Source organism: Chitinasiproducens palmae, from assembly GCF_900095735.1.
GTDB lineage: Bacteria > Pseudomonadota > Gammaproteobacteria > Burkholderiales > Burkholderiaceae > Chitinasiproducens > Chitinasiproducens palmae.
In genome coordinates this window covers 50,888-71,163 of the sequence record NZ_FNLO01000014.1, presented here as the reverse complement: position 1 = coordinate 71,163, position 20,276 = coordinate 50,888, and the positions used below count along the sequence as shown (strand labels likewise).

The window sequence follows — 20,276 nt, the reverse complement described above, 5'->3', positions numbered from 1 at the left end:
CCATGCCGCCGCCCCGGGCGCGCTTTCCGCGCGGTGGCGCCGGCGGCAGTCGCCTGACGGCCCGCTGCCTCGGCGTGCCCGGCCCGGCCGGCGCACGCGTGCCCGCGCAACGGCCCCGCAGGCGTGTTCGCGCTCGCCTGTGTTCTCCAGGGCAGGCGATTCTCCCGTCGAAGTCTTCAGCCCGGCGTGCTCTCAACGACAAGAAGTGCGGCGTGCATCCGCGACAGAGCGGACAGCACGACCGTTTGGAGCCGCTTTATGAAACGAATGTTGTTCAACGCGACGCAGCAGGAAGAGCTGCGCGTCGCGATCGTCGACGGCCAGAAACTGATCGACATCGATATCGAAACGGCCGGCCGCGAACAGCGCAAGGGCAATATCTACAAGGGCGTGATTACGCGGATCGAGCCGTCGCTCGAAGCCTGCTTCGTGAATTACGGCGAAGATCGGCACGGTTTCCTGCCGTTCAAGGAATGCGCCCGCCAATACTTCCGCGACGGCATCGATGTGCGCAGCGCGCGCATCCAGGATGCGCTGAAGGAAGGCCAGGAAGTCATCGTCCAGGTCGAGAAGGAAGAGCGCGGCAACAAGGGCGCCGCGCTCACCACGTTCATCTCGCTGGCCGGCCGCTACCTGGTGCTGATGCCGAACAACCCGCGTGGTGGTGGCGTGTCCCGCCGCATCGAGGGCGAGGAGCGCCAGGAACTGCGCGAGGCCATCGCGCAGCTGAAGATGCCGGAAGGCATGAGCATCATCGCGCGCACGGCCGGCATCGGACGCAGCGTCGAGGAACTGCAGTGGGATCTGAACTACCTGCTGCAGCTGTGGCATGCGATCGACGCGGCCGCCGGCGGCATGCGCGCCCCGCTGCTGATCTATCTCGAATCGAGCCTGGTGATCCGCGCGATTCGCGACTATTTCCAGCCTGATATCGGCGAGATCCTGATCGATACCGACGATATCGATGAACAGGCACGCGCGTTCATGGGCGTCGTGATGCCGGACAACCTCGCCAAGGTGAAGCGTTACCGCGACGACGTGCCGTTGTTCTCGCGCTTCCAGATCGAGCACCAGATCGAAACGGCGTATGCCCGCACCGTCTCGCTGCCGTCGGGCGGCGCGATCGTGATCGATCACACCGAAGCGCTGGTGTCGATCGACGTCAACTCGGCACGCGCGACGCGCGGCGCCGACATCGAGGAAACCGCGCTGCGCACCAATCTGGAGGCCGCCGACGAAGTCGCCCGCCAGTTGCGGCTGCGCGACCTGGGCGGCCTGATCGTGATCGACTTCATCGACATGGAGTCGTCGAAGAGTCAGCGCGAAGTCGAGCAGCGCCTGAAGGACGCGCTGCGCTATGACCGGGCCCGCGTGCAGATGGGCAAGATCTCGCGCTTCGGCCTGATGGAACTGTCGCGCCAGCGCCTGCGCCCCGCCCTTTCCGAGGGCAGCCACATCACCTGCCCGCGCTGCAATGGCACGGGCCACATCCGCGACACCGAATCGTCCGCCCTGCAGGTGCTCCGCATCATCCAGGAAGAGGCGATGAAGGAGAACACGGCGGTCATCCACTGCCAGGTTCCGGTCGAGGTCACCGCCTTCCTGCTGAACGAAAAGCGGCAGGAGATCAACAAGATCGAGATGCGCTTCAAGGTCGGCGTGGTGCTGATTCCGAACAAGCACCTCGAAACGCCGCACTACAAGCTCGAACGCCTGCGCCACGACGATCCGCGCCTGGACGATCCGCGCACCAGCTATCGGATGGCGCTGGAAGCGGCGCGCGAGCTGGAAGCCGAAAGCGGTTACAGCCGCCGTGACGAGGACCTGAAGCCGCGCCAGGAAGCGGCCGTGAAGGGCATCACGCCGACGCAGCCGGCGCCGGTCAGCCAGCCCAAGCCGGTCGCACCCGAGGCCGTGGCCCCGGCACCGGTCCAGCCCGCCCCGCAAGCGCAGCCCGAAGTGGGCTTCGTCGGCTGGCTGCGACGCGTGCTCGGCCTGGTCGCCCCGCCGCAGGCCACGCCGCAACCGGTTGCCACGCCCGCAGCGCCGGCCACGCCGGTTGCCCCCGCCACCCCCTCGCGCGCCGAGCGCGGCGACGGACGTCGCCGCAATGGCCGTGACGGTCGCGACGGTCGTGACACGCGCGACGCCGACGGCGAGCGCACCGAACGGGCCGACCGCAACGGCGGACGGCGCGACGAGACTCGCGCAAACGCACAGGCGCCGCGCGACGCCGAGCGTCCGGCACGCCGCGAGCGCGGCGAACGGCCGGAGCGCGGCGAACGCGCCGAGCGCGGCACGCGCCAGCCGGCACGCCCGGTGGAGGCGGCCGTGATCGCGGCCGGGGTCGTGGCGCCCGGCGAGGCAGTGGCCGAGGCGAACGGCAATGGCGCCGGCCGCAGCGAACGGCAGCCCCGTCAGCGGCGTGAGCGCAGGAGCCCCGATGTCGCCGCCGGAGTCACCGCCGAAACCGCCGTCGAGGCATTGACGGTGCAGGTGCCTGCCGCACCGGCGCTGGACCGCGACGCCGTCGAACCGGTGCCCGCCATCGCCACGCCGGCCATCGCCGAGACCGAGGAAAGCGCACGGGAAGGTGAGGAGCGCCGTCGGCGCCGCCGCGGTCGCCGAGGCGGCCGTCGCGATCGCGACGAGAACGGCGAAGCGGCATTCGTGCCGAACGACGCGCTCGACGACGCAGCTCAGGGTGCCGTGACGAACGATGCGAACGATGGGAACGACGCAAACGACGCTCCGGTCGCGCCGCTGCCGGTAGCGGCGCTGGATGCGACGGCGCAGGAGGATGCGCCGGTCGCCGGCACGCCCGACGTACGCGCAGCGGTGCTGGCCGCCGCCGACGCGACGACCGTCGCCCCGACCGAGCGCACGGAGCCGTCGCCCGCGCCGGTGGTGGCGACCGACAGCGACGCGCCGTCGGTCGACCTGGCTGGCGCATCGGTGCCGGCGGATCTGGAACGCGGCACAGCGGCCGATAGCCCAGCGGCGCACAGCGACGTACCGGTCGCGCCGGTCGCTGCCGAACCGGCATCGTCGCTGGCCCGTGCCGTTGGCGCGCCGGCCAGCGCCGGCGATGCAGTCGGCATTCCGTCGGCCGAGCAGGCCGTGACGCCGCCCGCCGCGACGCAGGCGACGCCGTTGGCGGAGTCGGCGGAGTCGGCGGAAGCCGCGCAACCGGCACGCGCGCCGCGCGCTGCCGACAAGCCCACCGCGGATGCGGAGCCGGTCGCGCCGCAGCAGTCGTTGGCCGATGCCATTCCGAGCGATGTGCCGGCCGGGTCCGAGGCACAATCGGCCGAACGCGCGCGCGCCACGTCCGGCGAAGCGTCGCCGACCCCGTCGAGCGCGGACGTCGCTAGCGCCGCCCCGGTCGTAGCCGTGGTTCCGGTGCCTGATGCGGTGAGCGAGGCGGCGCAAGCGCCGGCCGAGCCGGCTGCGCAACCGGTGGCGAGCACGGGTGCTGCGCCGGCTCGTGTCAGCGACACCGGGTCGCAGACGGATTCGGCAACGGCGGCGGCCGACCTGCCGGTCGAGTCGCTGAAGCCGATGCTCGATGCCGCCGGCCTGGTCTGGGTCAACACCGACCAAAGCAAGCTGGCCGCCGTGCAGGCGGAACAGGCCGCGCAAGCGCAGGCGCCCGTCGCGCCACGCCGGCGCAAGCCGCGTGTCGCCGCGCCCGCCCAGCCGATGACGCAGATCGAGACCGCGCGCCCGGCCGAGTCCGAACAAGCGTCCAAGTAAGCGTCCAAGTAAGCGGCATCGCCTGCATTGATCTGCCGAAGGTCCGCCACGCCGCCAGGCGCGGCGGACCTTCGGCGTTTGAAGCACCGGCTACGTGCTTTTCGCGGCGGCGCTAAAATGTTGTTTTGAACGGAAAAAGTCGCTGTCGTGACCTCACACAAGCGCGAGCGGGCCGTCATTCCGCTCGTCGATGCCCGTACCCTTCTCGATCTGCCGCCGGTTGCAGACGGCCTTGCATCGGGTGCGCAGGCACCGCGTGATGCACTCGGTCGCCGGCTGACCGACTTGCGGATCTCGGTCACGGACCGTTGCAACTTCCGTTGCGTGTACTGCATGCCGAAAGCGGTATTCGACAAGCACTACCGTTTCTTGCCGCACGCGGCACTGCTGACCTTCGAGGAGATCGAGCGGCTGGCGCGCATCTTCGCCGGCCTGGGCGTCGACAAGATCCGGCTGACGGGCGGTGAGCCGCTGCTGCGCAAGCACCTCGACCGCCTGGTCGAGAAGCTGGCCGCGCTGCACCGCCCGGACGGCGGCCAACTCGACCTGACGTTGACGACCAATGGCTCGCTGCTTGCCCGTCACGCGCAGCGACTGCGCGACGCGGGTCTCGGCCGGGTCACGGTCAGCCTCGATGCACTGGACAACGCGCTGTTCGCCCGCATGAACGATGTCGACTTTCCCGTCGCCGACGTACTGCGCGGCATCGAAGCGGCCCAGCAGGCCGGCCTGCCCGTCAAGGTCAACATGGTGGTCAAGCGTGGCGTCAACGACGCGGAAATTGTACCGATGGCGCGCTACTTCCACGGCTCCGGCGTGGTCCTGCGCTTCATCGAGTTCATGGACGTCGGCGAATCCAACGGCTGGCGCCTCGACGACGTGGTCAGCGCCGACGAAATCGTGTCGCGCGTCGACGCGGCGCTGCCGTTGCAGGCGGCCGAGCGGGACCGTCCGAGCGACACGGCCTCGCGCTGGCGCTACCTCGACGGTGGCGGCGAAATCGGCGTGGTGGCCAGTGTCACGCAGGCGTTTTGCGGCGACTGCAGTCGGGCGCGGCTGTCGACAGAGGGACGGTTGTTCACCTGCCTGTTCGCCGGGCAAGGCACCGACCTGCGCGCTCTGTTGCGCAGCGACGCAGCGGACGCCGATGAACGCCTGGCCGCGGCGGTCGCCCATGTCTGGGGACGCCGCACCGATCAATACTCCCAGTTGCGCAGCGAGGCGTCGCCACGTCCGGCTCACGCCCGCAAGCGCGTGGAAATGTCGTACATCGGCGGATGAGACAGGCACGACAGTCCGGACGGCCGGCTCCCGCGAAGGGCGCGATGCGTGCACGCGAACGCGCTACGCGGACCGCCCACGGACACGCCCTGCGACTTTCAGGGCGAGGGTCGCGACGATGAGCGCCGCGCTACAGCCCGGCGACGTCACCGCGCTGATCCTCGCTGGCGGCGCCGGCACCCGCATGGGTGGCTGCGACAAGGGGCTTGCGCTGCTGGACGGACGCCCGCTGATCGAGCACGTCGTGCAGCGCGTGCGCCCGCAGGCCGGCGCCCTGGTGATCAGCGCGAATCGCAACCTCGATCGCTATCGTCGCTACGCCTCGCGCGTGGTCACCGATACGGTCTTGCCTGACGCGGCACCGGGTGCCGCGCCGATCTACGACGGTCCGCTCGCCGGCATGCTGGCCGGCCTGCGCGCAATCGGCGACACGCGATGGTTGCTGTGCGCGCCGTGCGACACCCCTTTCCTGCCGCTCGATCTCGCCGCCCGCCTGCATGCCGGCCTCGGCGATGCCTCGATCGCGGTCGCGACGACGCGGGACGAGGCCGATGACGAGCGGGTGCATCCGCTGTGCGCACTCCTGCGCGGCAGCGCCCTCGCCGCGCTGGCTGACGATCTGGCGCGCTATATGGCGGACGGCGGTCGACGCGTCAGGTCGTGGCAGCAACGCCACAATGCCGTCACCGTCGCGTTCGGCGAGCGGCGGTCGTTCTACAATGCGAACGACCGCGACGCGCTCGACCGCGCGGCGCACCGGCTCGCCTCACCCGGCCCCGGGCCGGACTGAACGAGGCAGCGCGCCCGACCAAGGATGCGCGTCGCTCGGGCCGATCCGGTGGGCCTTGCCGCCGGCCACGACGCGCCCGGCCACTCCTTTTCCCTGTCGCAACGAATAGTCATGCCCGATCCGTCCCGGGCGCTGTCCGGCAATAGCGATCTATCGCCAGATGCCGCGCACCGCCTCATCGCCACCCGCCTCGCTGTCCTGTGCGATGCGCGAGGGGCGGCGTTGTCAACCGAGCGGCTGCCACTCGCGCAGGCGCTGGACCGGGTGTTGGCCGACGATGTGGTTGCGCCGATCGACGTGCCGGCCCACGACAACTCGGCGATGGACGGCTATGCGTTCGCCCATGCCGGCCTGCCCGACGGCGAACCGGTGAGCCTGCCGGTGGTCGGTCGCGCGCTTGCCGGCCGGCCGCATGACGGCGATGTCGGCCGCGGCATGGCGGTGCGCATCATGACCGGCGCGGCAATGCCGGAAGGCACCGACACGGTGGTGCCGATCGAGGCCGCCACGTGCTCGCCGGCGCGCGTGCAATTCGCGCGCGCGGCGGTGCGGCCCGGCGCGAACCGCCGGCACGCCGGCGAGGACTGGGCGCGCGGCGATATCGCCCTGCCCGCCGGCACGGTGCTGCGGCCACCGGCGCTGGGGGTACTGGCGTCGCTTGGAATCGCCAGCGTCGCGGTCAGGCGGCGGCTGCGCGTCGCGGTGTTTTCCACCGGCGACGAACTGCGCGAGCCAGGCGACGCACTGCCGGCCGGCGCGATCTACGACAGCAATCGCTTCAACCTGCTGGCCATGCTCCGGCGGCTCGGCGTCGAACCGCTCGATCTCGGCATCGTGCCGGACGATCCGGCAGCCCTGCGGCAGGTGCTCGTCGATGCCGCGCGGCTGGCCGACGCGGTCATCACGTCGGGAGGCGTGTCGGCCGGCGACGCGGACCATGTGCGCGCGGCGGTCGCGGCGTCCGGCGAAGTCGAATACTGGAAGCTGGCGCTGCGTCCTGGCCGGCCATTCGCGTTCGGCACGCTGCGCGTGCCTGCCGATGCGACCGCTCAGCCGCGCCAATCGGTGCCGTTCTTCGGATTGCCCGGCAATCCTGCCGCCGTCGTGGCGACGTTCTACCTGCTGGTGCGGGACGCGTTGCTGCGACTCGCGCAAGCCCGCGCCGAGCCGGTGCCGCGCGTGCCGGCGACGACGACGGCCGCCCTGCCGAAGCGCGCCGGGCGGGCCGAAGTGATCCGCGCGCGGGCGCAGCGAGACGGCGGCGGCTGGACCGTCGCGCCGGTCGGTTCGCCGAGTTCCGGCGCACTCAACGCGATGGTGCAAGCCAATTGCCTGGTTCTGCTGGAAGCCGAGCGCGCGGCAGTGAACGCCGGGGATACGGTCGACGTGACCTTCTTCGACGGCCTGCTTTGAGCGGCCGGATGAACGCGCGTGCGGTGCGCCGGCCCGGGAGCCGATTGCCGACACGCGGCGCGACAAACAAAAAGAGGAGAATCAAATGAGAAAACAAATCAGCTACATCGCACCGGGGCAGACGGCGAAGTCCCTGATCCTGATCTATCTGACGTTCAGCGTGCCCATCGTGCTGCTGGCCGTGGTCGTGGCCTTCTTCCGCTATGGCGAGATTCCGCTCGGCACCGTGTTCAGCGCGCTGATCTTCAATGCGCTGATCGGCTTTGTGCTGCTGTGGATCGCCTGCCATGCTTACAACTGGGTCGCGAGCCGCTTCGGCGGCATCGAGATCGTCCTCAGCGACCTTCCCGAAGAAGTCTGAAACCGCGCGACGGCCTGCCCTCAGGGGGCCGTGCCGTCGTCCGCTTCGATACCGAGATAGCCCTGTCCGAGCACGTGCGGCGCGGTTTCTTCGGGTAGTGCCTCGACATCGCTGAGTTTCCGGCTCATCGCGCGGCTGCGGCGCTCCGCCATGTCAATCGAACGCGTGACCGTCTCGAGTTGGCTACGGGTCCTGGCCAGGACCTCGCCGAACTTGGTGAACTCCGTCTTCACCGCACCGAGCACTTGCCAGACCTCGCTCGAACGTCGCTCGATCGCCAACGTCCGGAACCCCATCTGCAGGCTGTTGAGCAGCGCGCTCAAGGTCGTCGGCCCGGCGACGCTCACCCGGTATTGCCGCTGCAAAGCGTCGGTCAGGCCGGGCCGCCGCAGCACTTCCGCGTACAGCCCTTCGGTCGGCAGGAACATCAATGCGAAGTCAGTCGTGTGAGGCGGCGACAGGTATTTCTGCGCGATCGACCGAGCCTCCAATCTGACGCGCGCGTCCAGCGCGCGTGCCGCTTCCTCGGCGGCAGCCGGGTCCGCCCGGTCCTGCGCATCCAGCAGTCGCTCGTAATCCTCGCGCGGGAACTTCGCGTCGATCGGCAGCCATACCACGCGTCCCTCCTCGGGACCCGGCAAGCGGATCGCGAATTCCACCCGCTCGGCGCTCGCCGGTACCGTCGCGACGTTCTTCGCATACTGCTCCGACGTCAGCAACTGTTCGAGCAAGGCCTCGAGCTGCACCTCGCCCCACGTGCCACGCGTCTTGACGTTGCTCAATACCTTCTTGAGATCGCCGACGCCGGCGGCGAGCGTCTGCATCTCGCCGAGGCCGCGCTGCACCTGTTCCAGCCGTTCGGAGACGAGCCGGAACGACTCGCCGAGCCGCTGCTCCAGCGTTGCGTGCAGCTTTTCATCGACGACGTGTCGCATTTCGTCGAGCCGCGCCGCGTTGTTCGTCTCGATATCCCGCAGTTTGCGTTCGAGGGTGGCCCGCACCTCGGCCAGACCGGCATCGTTGCGCTCGGCCAGGAACCGCAACTGCTGCTGCAGCGTATCGCCGAAGCGCTGCAGCGCCGCGGCCTGTTCGTCACGGCTGCTCGCCGCGTCAGCGCTGAGACTGGCGCGGATGACATCGAAGCGTTCGCCATTCTGCTCGGTCAGGCGAGCCAGTTCACGTGCGAAGCCGGTCACCTGCTCGCGCTGCGTCGACGTGAGCTGGGCCAGTTGCTGGCCCAGCGCCTGTTGGAATTGGACGAACGCGCTGCCGGCCTCGACGCGGCCGAGCCGGCCACTTTCGCTGATTTCGCTGCGTAGCGCGCGCTCGCTCTCAGCCTGTGCCGCGCGCAGCCGCTCGGCAACATCGGCGGCGAGCGCGGCACGTTCGGCGTGGCCATCGCCGCTGCCGCGCAGCGCCTGCCAGAGCAATGCGCCGAGGATGGCGATTGCGATCAACGCAAGCGCGACGAGGCCCAGCAATATCGAAACGATCATCTTTCAGCGGCAACAACAGACAAACGGAAACGGCGCCGCATCGTCAACCGCGCCGCGCTTCGGGGTTGACGACGTGCGCCGGCCGGCCGGCATGCGGCCCCAGATTCAGCGCCGCGATGAGATTGTCGACGGCCAGATCGGCCATCTTGAAACGGGTCGCGGCACTGGCGCTGCCGATGTGCGGCAACAGCACGACGTTATCGAGATCGAGGAAGCCCTTGCGGAAGTCCGGCTCCCCCTCGAACACGTCCAGTCCAGCGCCGGCGATGCGACGATCGCGCAGCACCGCGAGCAGCGCCTCTTCGTCGACGACGCCGCCGCGCGCGATGTTGGTCAGGGTCGCGGTCGGCTTCATCAGCGCGAGCTCCGCGGTCCCGATCAGATGCCGGGTGGCGGGCGAATATGGTACGACCACCACCACGTGGTCGGCGCGCCGGAACAACTCGTCCTTCGCCACCCACTCGGCGGCCAGCGAGCGCTCGACCGCCTCGTCCAAGCGCGAACGATTGTGATACAGCACGTTCATGTCGAAGCCGCGTGCGCGACGCGCGATCGCCTGCCCGATGCGGCCCATGCCGATGATGCCGAGGGTACTGTGATGCACATCCTGGCCGAGCAGCAGATCTGCCTGCCACTCGCGCCAGCGGCCGGCGCGCAGATAGTGCTCGGCTTCCGTGACGCGGCGTGCGGTTGCCATCATCAACGCCCAACCGAGGTCCGCGGTCGTGTCGGTCAGCACGTCGGGCGTGTTGGTCGCGAGGATGCCGCGCGCGTTCATCGCGCCAATGTCGAGGTTGTTGTAGCCGACCGAGACGGCGGCCACCGCGCGCAGCCGGGGCGCGGCGGCGACCACCGCCGCGCTGATCACGTCGCCCGGCACCAGCAGACCGGTGGCATCGCCGACCCGTTCGATCAGTTCGGCCTCGGACAGTGCCGTGTTGCCCTCGTGAACGTCGACCTGCTCGACGAACCGCCGCAGCTTGGCCAGCGCCTCGGGCGCCACCCTGCGGGTGACCAGGACTTTGTCAGTCATCGTGTCTCTCTCGGTGGGAATGCGGTCGGTGAGAATGGGGTCTGCGTGCCGGTGTCTGCGTGCAGGCGGCGACGACAATGGCGGCCGCGCGAACGGCACGACGCGGCCGCCGCGATTTGGCCACTGCGATGCGGCCCGCTCAGTCGGCCCGCTCACTCGGCCCGCTCAGTCGGCCGGTTCAGTCGGCCGCCGGCGGCGGTATCTCGAATACCTGCCGGAGGTAAGCCAGGTAGGCGGCATCGTCGCACATGTTCTTGCCTGGCGAGTCGGACAGCTTGGCGACGGGCTGGCCGTTGCAGCGGACCATCTTGATCACGATCTGCAGCGGCACGTAACCCAGGTCGTTGGTCAAATTGGTGCCGACGCCGAATGCCAGTCGGCAGCGATCGTGGAAACGTTCGAACAGCTTGAGCACCTTTGGAATATCGAGCGAGTCGCTGAAAATCAGCGTCTTGGTCTTCGGATCGCAGCGATTGGCCTCGTAGTGCGCGATCAGGCGCTCGCCCCAGTCGAACGGGTCGCCGGAGTCGTGCCGGGCGCCGTCGAAGAGCTTGCAGAAGAACATGTCGAAATCGCGCAGGAATGCGCTCATGCCATAGACGTCCGAAAGCGCGATGCCGAGATCGCCCCGGTACTCCCGCGCCCACATCTCGAAACCGAACACCTGCGAGTCGCGCAGCCGCGGGCCAAGGGCCTGGCACGCCTGCAGATACTCGTGTGCCATCGTGCCGAGCGGGACCAGCCCGTGCTTCATCGCGTAATAGACGTTGCTGGTGCCGGCGAATTGCGACCCCAGACCATCCTTGAGCGCGAGAATCACTTCCTCGTGCCAGCGTTTCGAGAAACGCCGGCGGGTACCGTAGTCGGCGATCTTGCACTCGGCATATTCGGGACGGCCGCCGAGCATGTACATCTTGTCGGCCAGGCGCGCGCGGCCCTCGGTGTAGTCGGGCACGCGCTGCGTATTGCGGAAATACACCTCGTTGACGATCGACAGGACCGGGATCTCGAACAGGATGGTGTGCAGCCACGGACCGCGGATCTCGATGTCGATCTCGCCGTTGCCGCTCGCGGCGGGACGCACGTCGATGTACTTTTCGCGGAGCTGGTAAAGCGAGAGGAAGTCGATGAAATCGGATTTGATGAAACGCAGGCGGCGCAGATAATCCAGTTCCTCGTCGCTGAAGCGCAGTTCGCACAGGCCCGCGATCTCCGCGCGAATCTCGTCGACGTAGGGCACCAGATCGACGTCCGGCGTCCGACAACGGAAACGATATTCGACCTGTGCCGCCGGGAAGCAATGCAGCACCACCTGCATCATCGTGAATTTGTAGAGGTCGGTATCGAGCAGCGATGTGATGATCATGGCGTTGTCGAACTGCGGAGCCGGAGGCGAACGGTGCGGCGCTACGCAGCGGAGCGCGAAGCAGTGCAAGCGTCGATAGTAACCGATGGCATCGCCGGCCGGCCGCATGGCCTTGCGGCCAGGCGGAGTAACACGTGGTGTGCACGGCGCGGCGACGCAAAGCGCCGCATAAGCTAATTGCCAGGATGTCTACGCGTCGCGGGGGCCCCGTGCGGCAGCGCTGCGCTACAATAACGGTTTGCCTAATTGCCGGATGCAGGAGCTGGAATGACTCACGTTGTGACCGAGAATTGCATCAAGTGCCGCTATACGGATTGCGTCGATGTATGCCCGGTCGACTGCTTCCGCGAGGGCCCGAACTTCCTGGCGATCGATCCGGACGAATGCATCGACTGCGCAGTGTGCGTGGCCGAGTGCCCGGCCAATGCGATCTACGCGGAAGAGGACGTGCCCGGCGACCAGCAGCACTTCCTCGAATTGAACGCCGAACTGGCGCGCGACTGGCCCAGCATCACCAAAACCAAGGCGCCGTTGCCGGATGCTGACGAGTGGAAGGATGTGCCGGACAAGCTGAAGCTGTTGGAGCGCTGAGCGCGCGCGACGGTCCTGCGACAGCCGTCCGTGGTGAAAAATAAGACGGAAGTTCGCGAAAGTCCTTGACGCAAGCTGTTCCAGTTCATATAATCTCTTTCTCTGCTGTTCCCCGATAGCTCAGTTGGTAGAGCGACGGACTGTTAATCCGCAGGTCCCTGGTTCGAGCCCAGGTCGGGGAGCCAAAGAACAGCAAAAAGCCCGCACGGTGTGCGGGCTTTTTCTTTTGGTGCGCTCGTTTTGGCGCGCGCCGTGCAGTTCCGTCCGCGGTTCGCGCGGTCCCGGTGTCGGGGCACGATCAGCGCACGCATTGGTCTATCCCAGACGCCGCACTATTCGACTGCCGAGCTCGCGACAGTCAGCGTCACCAGAGCTTGAACTTTTTCAGGACGCCCAGCGTGCAGGCCGCAAGCACGACCATCATGCCGGTGACGATCCAGAACGAGTGCTGATTGTGCAGGCCGGGCAAGCCGGCCACATTCATGCCGAACACACCGGTCACGAGCGTCGCCGGCAGCAGCAGCGCCGACATGATCGAGAGCACCAGCAATTTGCGATTGATGTTCTCCGCAAGCAGCGACGCCATTTCTTCCTGCATCAGCTTGGCGCGCTCGTAGAGCGCTTCGAGCGCCCCGCCAATGCCGTTCAACGCCTGCACGGCCTGCACCAGCGCCTCGCTCGAACGCGGCTCCGCCCAGTCGAGCCGCTTGCCGATCAACTGGGCCAGCGCGGTGCGCTCCGGATCGACGTAACGTTTCAGTTCGACCAGACTTCGGCGCAACGCACCCAGCGCGCTGCGAAGTTCGTTGTGGTGGCCGTCGAGCACGGCCTCCTCGATGTCGTCGAGCTGCTCGCCCAGATCGTTCACCCGCTCGGCAAAGCCCTCGTTCAGCGCGCCGATCAACGATGCGAAGAGGTCGATGGTGTCGCTGAACGCGTCGCCGTCGAGTACTGCGTGCCGCAGGCGGTCGGTTGATTGCAATGCGCGGGCGCGAACCGTCAGCAGCCGCTTCTGGTCGACGAAGAAGCGCAGCGCACCCTTGTCCTTGTCGATGTCCGGCTCCCCGCCCAGTTCCAGATCGGCAATCACGCCATACATGAAGCCGACGCCGACATGCAGGCGCGGCCGCTTGTCGGTGCCACCGAGAAAGCTGCGCACGCCCGGCGGCAACATCTCGAGCGTGTCGATCCACGCATCGATATGCTCATCGGTACCGGCCAGATGCAGCCAGCATGGCGCATGCTGCTCGCCAGGCAATGTCGACGCGGTGGCCCAGTCGAGCGCCACGGCCTTGCCGTCGATGAATTGAAAGCCGCGGATGTAACCCTCCGGCGCGACCTGCTTGCCTGTCATCTCATTCATCGCTGTCCTTCATTACTGACCTCATTCACCGGCGTCCGTGCCCGGAACGGAGCGAGAGCGCGCGCCAGGGCAATGCTCATCATAGTGGAGGCGGCGCGGGCGTGCGCCGTCGCAAGTGGCGTCGCAAGTGGCGTCGCAAGTGGCATCGCGAGCGGCGTCGGCAACCACCGCAACCGGGCACGAATGGATGGCATGCTCAGGCGCCATGCCGTGCCCCGCTTTTGGCCTGCACTGCTGGCGGCACAGCCGTGCGTCAGACCGGAAAAATATGCCAAACCGTTGTAAATCTCGGTGGCTGCGGGGCGATCGGGTTACCGTCGATCGAACGCGACGCCGCAATGAAGCAGGCAGGACCGGGATGGCGTCCGCCCTGCCAAGCGACAGCGGCGCGGCGGGTAGGCTCAGCGGGCGGCGCGTCAGTTGACGCAATGCGGCGAGCGGCGCCGGGCACGACTTCAGGCGACTCCGTCACGACGCTCGAAAGCCGTACGCAAGCTTATGACGGTAGCGCGGGCCTGCACCTGCGCTGGACAGCGGGAGGTACGCAGGCCCCTGGCACAGGGGTTGCATTGAGACTGCAAGCGCGTTGCGGCAGTTCCCCCGAGCTGTGCACGCGTGGTCTTTCAGGTCTTCCGCCATCAAGCCCCCCGTGAGATGGCGGCATTGGCCCGCGACGGTTCCCGTCCGCGGGCTATTTTTTTGGGATTTGCGAAAGCGAGCGCGTCCGTCAGTCGTCGCACAATTGCTGCAACCGCAGGCGGCCTTGCAGCGACAGCGGACCAACCGCGTATTCACGCGCGGAGATCCGGTGGCTCATGAAGCAGCCACGCTCGACCAGAAACGCCGCGGTCGTTTCCAGATCGTTACGACCCAGTCCGAGCATCGCAGCGTCGAGCGGCTGCGGCGGCGCATCGGGCGCAAGCCGGCCGGCCAGCGACAAAATCGCGATGCAATTCGATCTGTCCATCATGGTCATGATGTCGCGTCTCCTGCGGTTGATCGTCGTTGGCGCCACGCCGGGGCCTTGCTCGCGTTGCCCGCGAATCGTCGGCGAGGTGCAGCAAGTCGCCGCGACGAGGCGGAACCTCGCCTCTTCGCAGCCACCGGCGAGCACGTCATGGCGGTGTGCCTTTATGCTAGAACTTGAACGAGCGGAATGCCACCTGTCTGGCGCCGTCAGCGCCCCCTGCATCGAACCGTCGCATGCCGCCGGACGGCTCACGTCAAATTTCGATATCCCGCATGCCACTGAATATTGAAGACTACGCAATGATCGGCGACGGCCACAGCGCCGCGCTGGTCGGAAAAGACGGTTCCATCGACTGGCTGTGCTGGCCGCGCTTCGACTCCAGCGCCTGCTTTTCGGCACTGCTTGGCACGCCGGAGAACGGGCGCTGGCTGATCGCGCCATCGCCGGAAGCCGGCGAGGCAACCGTGACGCGGCGTTACCGCCCGGACACGCTGATTCTCGAAACGCGCTTCGAAACGCCCGAAGGTGTCGTCGACCTGATCGATTTCATGCCCCGCCGCAACGGCTGGCCGGAGCTGATGCGTCTGGTCGTCTGCCGGGCAGGCGCGGTAAAGATGCGCATGGAGCTTGTCCTGCGCTTCGACTACGGGCGTTCGGTGCCGTGGGTGCGTCAACTCGACGATAAAAGCGGCGTGCGCGCGATCGCCGGCCCCGACATGGTGGTCATGCGCACCCCGGTGATGCTGTGCGGCGAGAACATGCACACGGTGTCCACCTTCAGCCTCAGCGCCGGCGAATCGGTGCCCTTCGTGCTGGCGTACGGCGCCTCGCACGAGCCGGTGCCGCCCGGCAGCGACGTCAATACCGCCCTCGCCCGCGTCGAGACGTGGTGGCGCGACTGGGCGGGCCGTTGCGAGATCGAAGGGGAGTGGGCCGGCGTGGTTCGCCGCTCGCTGATCGTGCTCAAGTCGCTGGCCTACGAGCCCACCGGCGGCATCGTCGCGGCGCCGACCACCTCGCTGCCCGAGGCACTGGGTGGCACGCGGAATTGGGACTACCGCTATTGCTGGCTGCGCGACACGACGATCAGCCTGATCGCGTTGATGCGGGCGGGCTACTACGACGAAGCCGCGGCCTGGCGCGACTGGCTGACCCGCGCCATCGCCGGTTCGCCCTCGCAGTTGCAGATCATGTACGGCATCGGCGGCGAAAGGCGCCTGCCGGAGTGGGAAGCGGACTGGTTGAAAGGCTACCAGGGGGCGCGGCCGGTGCGGATCGGCAACGGTGCGGTGTGCCAGCTACAACTCGACGTGTTCGGCGAAACGCTCAGCGCGCTGTATGTGGCCCGGGCCGGGGGCTTGCCGAACGACGAGGAAAGCTGGGCCATCGAGTGCAAGATCTGCGAGCATCTCGAAACGGTCTGGCGCCAGCCGGACGAAGGCGTCTGGGAAGTCCGGGGCGGCCGGCAGCATTTCACGTTCTCGAAGATCATGGCGTGGCTGGCGTTCGACCGGGCGATCCATTCCGCCGAGCGTTTCCGCCTGGACGGCCCTGTCGCACACTGGAAGACGCTGCGGGACGAAATCCACGCCGACGTGTGCGCCAACGCCTACGATGCCGAGCGCAACACTTTCGTCCAGGCGTACGGCTCCAAATCGCTCGACGCCAGCCTGCTGCTGATCGGCGCCATCGGCTTCCTGCCCGCGGAAGACCCACGTTATGTCGGCACCGTCGAGGCGGTGGCGAAGGAGCTGACGGTCGAGGGCCTGGTCAAGCGCTATCACACGAACGAGACCGACGACGGGCTGCCGCCCGGCGAAGGCACCTTCCTGGCCTGCAGCTTCTGGCTGGTCGACAGCTATGTGGCCCTTGGCCGGCGCGACGAGGCGGTCGCCCTGTTCGAGCGGCTGCTTTCCCTGTGCAACGACGTTGGCCTGCTGGCAGAGGAATACGACCCCGACCACAAGCGTCAGGTCGGCAATTTCCCGCAGGCCTTCTCCCACTTCGCACTGGTCCACAGCGCGATGAATCTGATGGGTTACCGCAACATCGACACGCGCGCACTTCGGCAGGACGACGCCGCTTGAGCGACAATGTTGCTTTGCAACATTTTTCTCGCCGAGGGCGCCTGACCGACCCTCGCCGCGCGCGCGCCGAGGCGTGCGCCTCTCTGGAGAGCCCTCATGCTGTATTTGCTGCACGAATACCAGCGGGCGATGCTGGCGCCGTTCTACGCCTGGGCGCACGTCGCTTCGCGGACCTTCGCCGACCCGGCCAATCCCGCCGCCTATCTGCCCGGCGCAAGCCGCACATCCGCCGCGCTGGAACTGATGTACCGCATCGGTAAGGATTACGAGAAGCCGCAGTTCGACATCCGCCAGGTCGAGGTCGATGGGCACCACGTGCCAATTGTCGAGCAGGTCGTTCTCGAAAAACCGTTCTGTCGACTGCTGCGTTTCAAGCGCTATGCCGACGATCCACAGACCGTCGAGACGCTGCGCAAGCAGCCGACGGTGCTGGTCTGCGCGCCGCTGTCGGGCCACCATGCAACGCTGCTGCGCGATACCGTCGCCACGCTGCTGCGCGGCAACAAGGTGTATATCACCGACTGGCTCGATGCGCGGATGGTGCCGTTCGCCGATGGCCGCTTCAATCTCGACGACTACGTCCACTATATCGAGGAATTCATTCGTCACATTGGCGCCGAGGAACTGCATGTCATCTCGGTATGCCAGCCGACGGTACCGGTACTGGCCGCCATTTCACTGATGGCGGCTCGTGGGGAAGCGACGCCCCTGACGATGACGATGATGGGCGGCCCGATCGATGCGCGCATGAGTCCCACGTCGGTCAACTCGCTTGCCACGCAGCGCTCGTACGAGTGGTTCGAGAACAATGTGATCTGCACCGTGCCGGCGAATTATCCGGGCTCGGGCCGCCGGGTCTATCCGGGCTTTCTGCAGCACGCCGGCTTCGTCGCGATGAACGCCGATCGCCACGTCGCATCGCACTGGGATTTCTACCTGAATCTGATGCGCGGCGACGACAGCGACGCCGAGGCGCACCGGCGCTTCTATGACGAGTACAACGCGGTACTCGACATGAGCGCCGAGTATTATTTGCAGACCATTCAGGTGGTATTTCAGGATTATGCGCTGGCCAACGGAACCTGGACCATCGATGGCGAAACCGTACGGCCGGCCGCGATCGAGCGCACCGCGCTGTTGACCATCGAAGGCGAACTGGACGACATCTCGGGCAGCGGGCAGACGCGTGCAGCACACGCGCTTTGCACCGGCATCGCCGACGACCGCAAGCGGCACTTCGACGTCGCCGGTGCTGGACACTACGGCATCTTCTCGGGCCGACGCTGGCGCAACGTGGTCTACCCGCAGGTCCAATCCTTCATCGACGCGCACCGCCCCTGAGCCACCGCGCATCGTCCCCTCGCCGGCGCACGCCATGTCGAGCGCGCCGGCGGTGTCACACTTCGCTCACCCGCGGCAACGTCTCCGCCGCCGGCTCAACTTCGATCGACGCGTTGCGCTCGCGCTTTCGGTCGTCGCCGACTCCCGCACCCTGCCCGCCCGCCGACGCCGCGCCGGTAGGGGTGCCCTCCGCCTGCAAATAGCGGCGCAACATGTCCGCGCCGCTGCGCATCAATGCTTCGTGCTCTTCGCCGCTGGCCATGTCGCGCATCAGCGATGCGTGCAGCGTGTGACGGTTCGATACCACGTAGTAGCCAAGCGACGCCGCCAGCAGGAACAGATGCAGCGGATCGATGCCGGCGCGGATCTCGCCGCGGGCGACGCCCTGTCGCAACAGATGATCGAAGCGCTCGCGCGTTGGCGCCACCAGCTTTGGCACGTCACCGCTTCGCCAATACCGCGCTTCGTGCAGATTCTCGTTGTTGATCAGGCGCACGAGCCTGGGCGTGTCGCGGAAATACAGCCACATTTTCTCTGCATGCCTAACTATCGCGTCGATCGGAGAGAGTCCGTTGACATCGATTGCCGCCATCGATTCGACGAAGTCGCGGACCGTCTCCTCCAATACCGAAACGAATAAACGCTCCTTGCATCCGTAGTAGTAATAGATCATCCGTTCGTTGGCACCCGCCAGCCTGGCGATCCTGTCGACGCGGGCGCCGAACAAACCGCCACCAACGAATTCGTCCACCGCTGCCTGCAGGATCCGTCGTCTCGTCCCCTCTGGATCGCGTCTGCTGCCAATAGCTCCCATCTCTATTACCTCTTCTAGTTTATAAGGATAGCCAATTATATTTTCCTGCTGTCCGCCGCCTCGGCAACGGACGGTTGATTATGTCACAGCCGCGATTGAAACCGGAACACTGCCCAGGGACGGTCCGCGAAATGCGGGATAATGGCGGCAGATCACCGAGAAGATGAATTGCTCCCCGACCCTGAACTGACAGCGCGGCTCGATCGCCTGCTGCCGCAGACGCAGTGCACCAAGTGCGGCTTCGCAGGGTGCGCTCCGTACGCGGCGGCGATGGCAAGCGGCGAGGCTGCACACAATCGCTGTCCACCTGGCGGCGCCGACGGCATCGCTCGCCTTGCCGCGGCGCTCGACGCACCGATCGTGCCGCTCGATCCGGCCACCGGCACAGAGCGGCCACGTCCGCTCGCCCGCATCGACGAGCGCATCTGCATCGGTTGCACGCTGTGCATGCAAGCCTGTCCGGTGGATGCAATCGTCGGCGCACCGAAGCAGATGCACACGGTGCTGGCGGACTGGTGCACCGGTTGCGATCTGTGCGTGGCACCGTGCCCGGTCGACTGCATCTCGATGGAACCGGTAAGCGGCGATGCGACCGGCTGGGATGCATGGTCACAAGCCCAGGCCGACACGGCGCGCCGGCATTTCGACGCGCGCAACGCGCGCCTCGCACGCGAACGCGCCGCGAAGGCCGAACGTGTGGCGCAGCGCGCGCAGGCCGCGTCGACGGCATCGGACGCCCTGACTCAGGAAGACGCGGCAGCGGCCAAGCGGCGGGCGATCGTGGCCGCCGCGGTGGCGCGCGCACGGGCTCGGCGTGAAGCCGAAGCACAAAGCCACAACGACAGGGAAGCACAGCCTTGAACGCGACGAAACGCCGTGCGATCTACGAGACATTGCGCGAAGGCAATCCCACGCCGACCACCGAACTCGAATACACGACGCCGTTCGAGTTGTTGATCGCAGTACTGCTCTCCGCGCAGGCAACCGATGTCTCGGTGAACAAGGCAATGCGCCGGATGTTCCCGGTCGCAAACACGCCCGCAGCGATCCTGCGTCTCGGCGAGGCCGGCGTGACCGATTACATCAAGACGATCGGCCTGTACCGCACCAAGGCCAAGAACGTCATCGCGACCTGCCAGGCGCTGCTCGAACGTCACCAGGGCGAAGTCCCGCGCGACCGCGCCGCGCTCGAGGCGCTTCCCGGCGTTGGACGCAAGACCGCCAATGTGGTCCTGAACACCGCCTTTGGCGAGCACACGATCGCCGTCGACACGCACATCTTCCGCGTAGCGAACCGCACGGGCCTGGCGCCGGGCCCGAACGTGAAGGCGGTCGAGGACGCGTTGCTGAAGGTTACGCCACCGGAGTTCATGCGCGACGCGCATCACTGGCTCCTGCTGCATGGCCGCTATGTCTGCAAGGCACGTCGTCCGGAATGCTGGCATTGCGTGATCGAACCGCTGTGCGAGTATCGGGACAAGACGCCAGCGCCGACCTGAGGCAAGGCGTAGAATTCCGGCGTCTGCAGCGACAGCCGTTCCAGCCGTCAACGCCTGCCCACCTCGGCGCACCGACGCGGCGTCCTTACGCCGGCATGCGTTCCGCCGCCCGCTC

At 67.2% G+C, this 20,276-nt stretch carries 15 protein-coding genes, 1 tRNA gene and 1 pseudogene; 11 read left to right on the top strand and 6 right to left on the bottom strand.

The features are described from left to right. Positions 1-258 precede the first annotated feature (258 nt). The 5 genes from BLU54_RS19940 to BLU54_RS19920 all read left to right on the top strand — a co-directional run bounded on the left by BLU54_RS19940 (position 259) and on the right by BLU54_RS19920 (position 7,601). Positions 259-3,756 (top strand): Rne/Rng family ribonuclease, encoded by a 3,498-nt coding sequence (locus BLU54_RS19940; RefSeq protein ID WP_091912319.1) that lies wholly within the window; start codon positions 259-261, stop codon positions 3,754-3,756. A gap of 147 nt (positions 3,757-3,903) precedes the next feature. Next, entirely contained in the window at positions 3,904-5,037 is a 1,134-nt protein-coding gene (gene moaA / locus BLU54_RS19935) for a GTP 3',8-cyclase MoaA (RefSeq protein ID WP_407919444.1), read from the top strand. 118 nt (positions 5,038-5,155) lie between these two features. Then, positions 5,156-5,827, top strand: coding sequence for a molybdenum cofactor guanylyltransferase MobA (gene mobA, locus BLU54_RS19930; RefSeq protein WP_091912317.1), 672 nt, complete (start codon positions 5,156-5,158; stop codon positions 5,825-5,827). Positions 5,828-5,938: 111 nt separating this feature from the next. Then, entirely contained in the window at positions 5,939-7,240 is a 1,302-nt protein-coding gene (moeA, locus tag BLU54_RS19925; protein WP_091912315.1) for a molybdopterin molybdotransferase MoeA, read from the top strand. An 85-nt stretch (positions 7,241-7,325) separates the two neighbouring features. Then, positions 7,326-7,601, top strand: a complete 276-nt coding sequence (locus tag BLU54_RS19920) for a hypothetical protein (protein ID WP_091912313.1) — start codon at positions 7,326-7,328, stop codon at positions 7,599-7,601. A gap of 20 nt (positions 7,602-7,621) precedes the next feature. Here the strand turns inward: BLU54_RS19920 and BLU54_RS19915 are convergent, their stop codons facing one another. The 3 genes from BLU54_RS19915 to pncB form a co-directional block, all read right to left on the bottom strand. After that, positions 7,622-9,097, bottom strand: a complete 1,476-nt coding sequence (locus BLU54_RS19915; RefSeq protein WP_091912311.1) for a DNA recombination protein RmuC — start codon at positions 9,095-9,097, stop codon at positions 7,622-7,624. Positions 9,098-9,140: 43 nt separating this feature from the next. After that, positions 9,141-10,130: a 2-hydroxyacid dehydrogenase gene (locus BLU54_RS19910; RefSeq protein ID WP_091912309.1), complete on the bottom strand. Its 990-nt coding sequence runs from the start codon at positions 10,128-10,130 to the stop codon at positions 9,141-9,143. Positions 10,131-10,308: 178 nt separating this feature from the next. Next, entirely contained in the window at positions 10,309-11,496 is a 1,188-nt protein-coding gene (gene pncB, locus BLU54_RS19905; RefSeq protein ID WP_091912465.1) for a nicotinate phosphoribosyltransferase, read from the bottom strand. Between the two features lie 267 nt (positions 11,497-11,763). Here pncB and fdxA point away from each other — a divergent pair, with 267 nt between their 5' ends. Both fdxA and BLU54_RS19895 read left to right on the top strand, forming a co-directional pair. Beyond that, positions 11,764-12,087 carry a ferredoxin FdxA gene (gene fdxA / locus BLU54_RS19900; protein ID WP_091912307.1) on the top strand — a complete coding sequence of 108 codons (324 nt, stop codon included), beginning with the start codon at positions 11,764-11,766 and terminating at the stop codon, positions 12,085-12,087. Between the two features lie 109 nt (positions 12,088-12,196). Beyond that, positions 12,197-12,272 (top strand) — tRNA-Asn (locus BLU54_RS19895). Between the two features lie 179 nt (positions 12,273-12,451). Here BLU54_RS19895 and BLU54_RS19890 read toward each other — a convergent pair. Both BLU54_RS19890 and BLU54_RS24295 read right to left on the bottom strand, forming a co-directional pair. Beyond that, positions 12,452-13,450, bottom strand: a complete 999-nt coding sequence (locus BLU54_RS19890) for a CorA family divalent cation transporter (protein ID WP_091912305.1) — start codon at positions 13,448-13,450, stop codon at positions 12,452-12,454. Between the two features lie 727 nt (positions 13,451-14,177). Beyond that, positions 14,178-14,642 carry a hypothetical protein gene (locus tag BLU54_RS24295; RefSeq protein ID WP_235838044.1) on the bottom strand — a complete coding sequence of 155 codons (465 nt, stop codon included), beginning with the start codon at positions 14,640-14,642 and terminating at the stop codon, positions 14,178-14,180. A gap of 50 nt (positions 14,643-14,692) precedes the next feature. On the opposite strand from BLU54_RS24295, the gene BLU54_RS19875 reads away from it, so the two are divergent. After that, positions 14,693-16,507 carry a glycoside hydrolase family 15 protein gene (locus tag BLU54_RS19875; protein WP_091912302.1) on the top strand — a complete coding sequence of 605 codons (1,815 nt, stop codon included), beginning with the start codon at positions 14,693-14,695 and terminating at the stop codon, positions 16,505-16,507. A 96-nt stretch (positions 16,508-16,603) separates the two neighbouring features. Then, the gene (locus BLU54_RS19870) at positions 16,604-17,848 is read left to right on the top strand and encodes a polyhydroxyalkanoate depolymerase (RefSeq protein WP_091912301.1); all 1,245 of its coding nucleotides are present in this window, start codon (positions 16,604-16,606) and stop codon (positions 17,846-17,848) included. 223 nt (positions 17,849-18,071) lie between these two features. Here the strand turns inward: BLU54_RS19870 and BLU54_RS19865 are convergent. Then, a pseudogene (locus BLU54_RS19865) lies at positions 18,072-18,662 on the bottom strand (TetR/AcrR family transcriptional regulator); the annotation flags it as partial. A gap of 168 nt (positions 18,663-18,830) precedes the next feature. On the opposite strand from BLU54_RS19865, the gene rsxB reads away from it, so the two are divergent. Both rsxB and nth read left to right on the top strand, forming a co-directional pair. Then, a complete protein-coding gene (gene rsxB, locus BLU54_RS19860) occupies positions 18,831-19,523 on the top strand; it encodes an electron transport complex subunit RsxB (RefSeq protein ID WP_235838043.1) in 693 nt (230 codons plus the stop codon). Then, on the top strand, positions 19,520-20,161 hold the full coding sequence (nth, locus tag BLU54_RS19855) for an endonuclease III (protein WP_091912294.1): 642 nt from the start codon (positions 19,520-19,522) through the stop codon (positions 20,159-20,161). Before rsxB ends, nth begins: the two co-directional genes overlap by 4 nt. Positions 20,162-20,276: the final 115 nt, after the last annotated feature.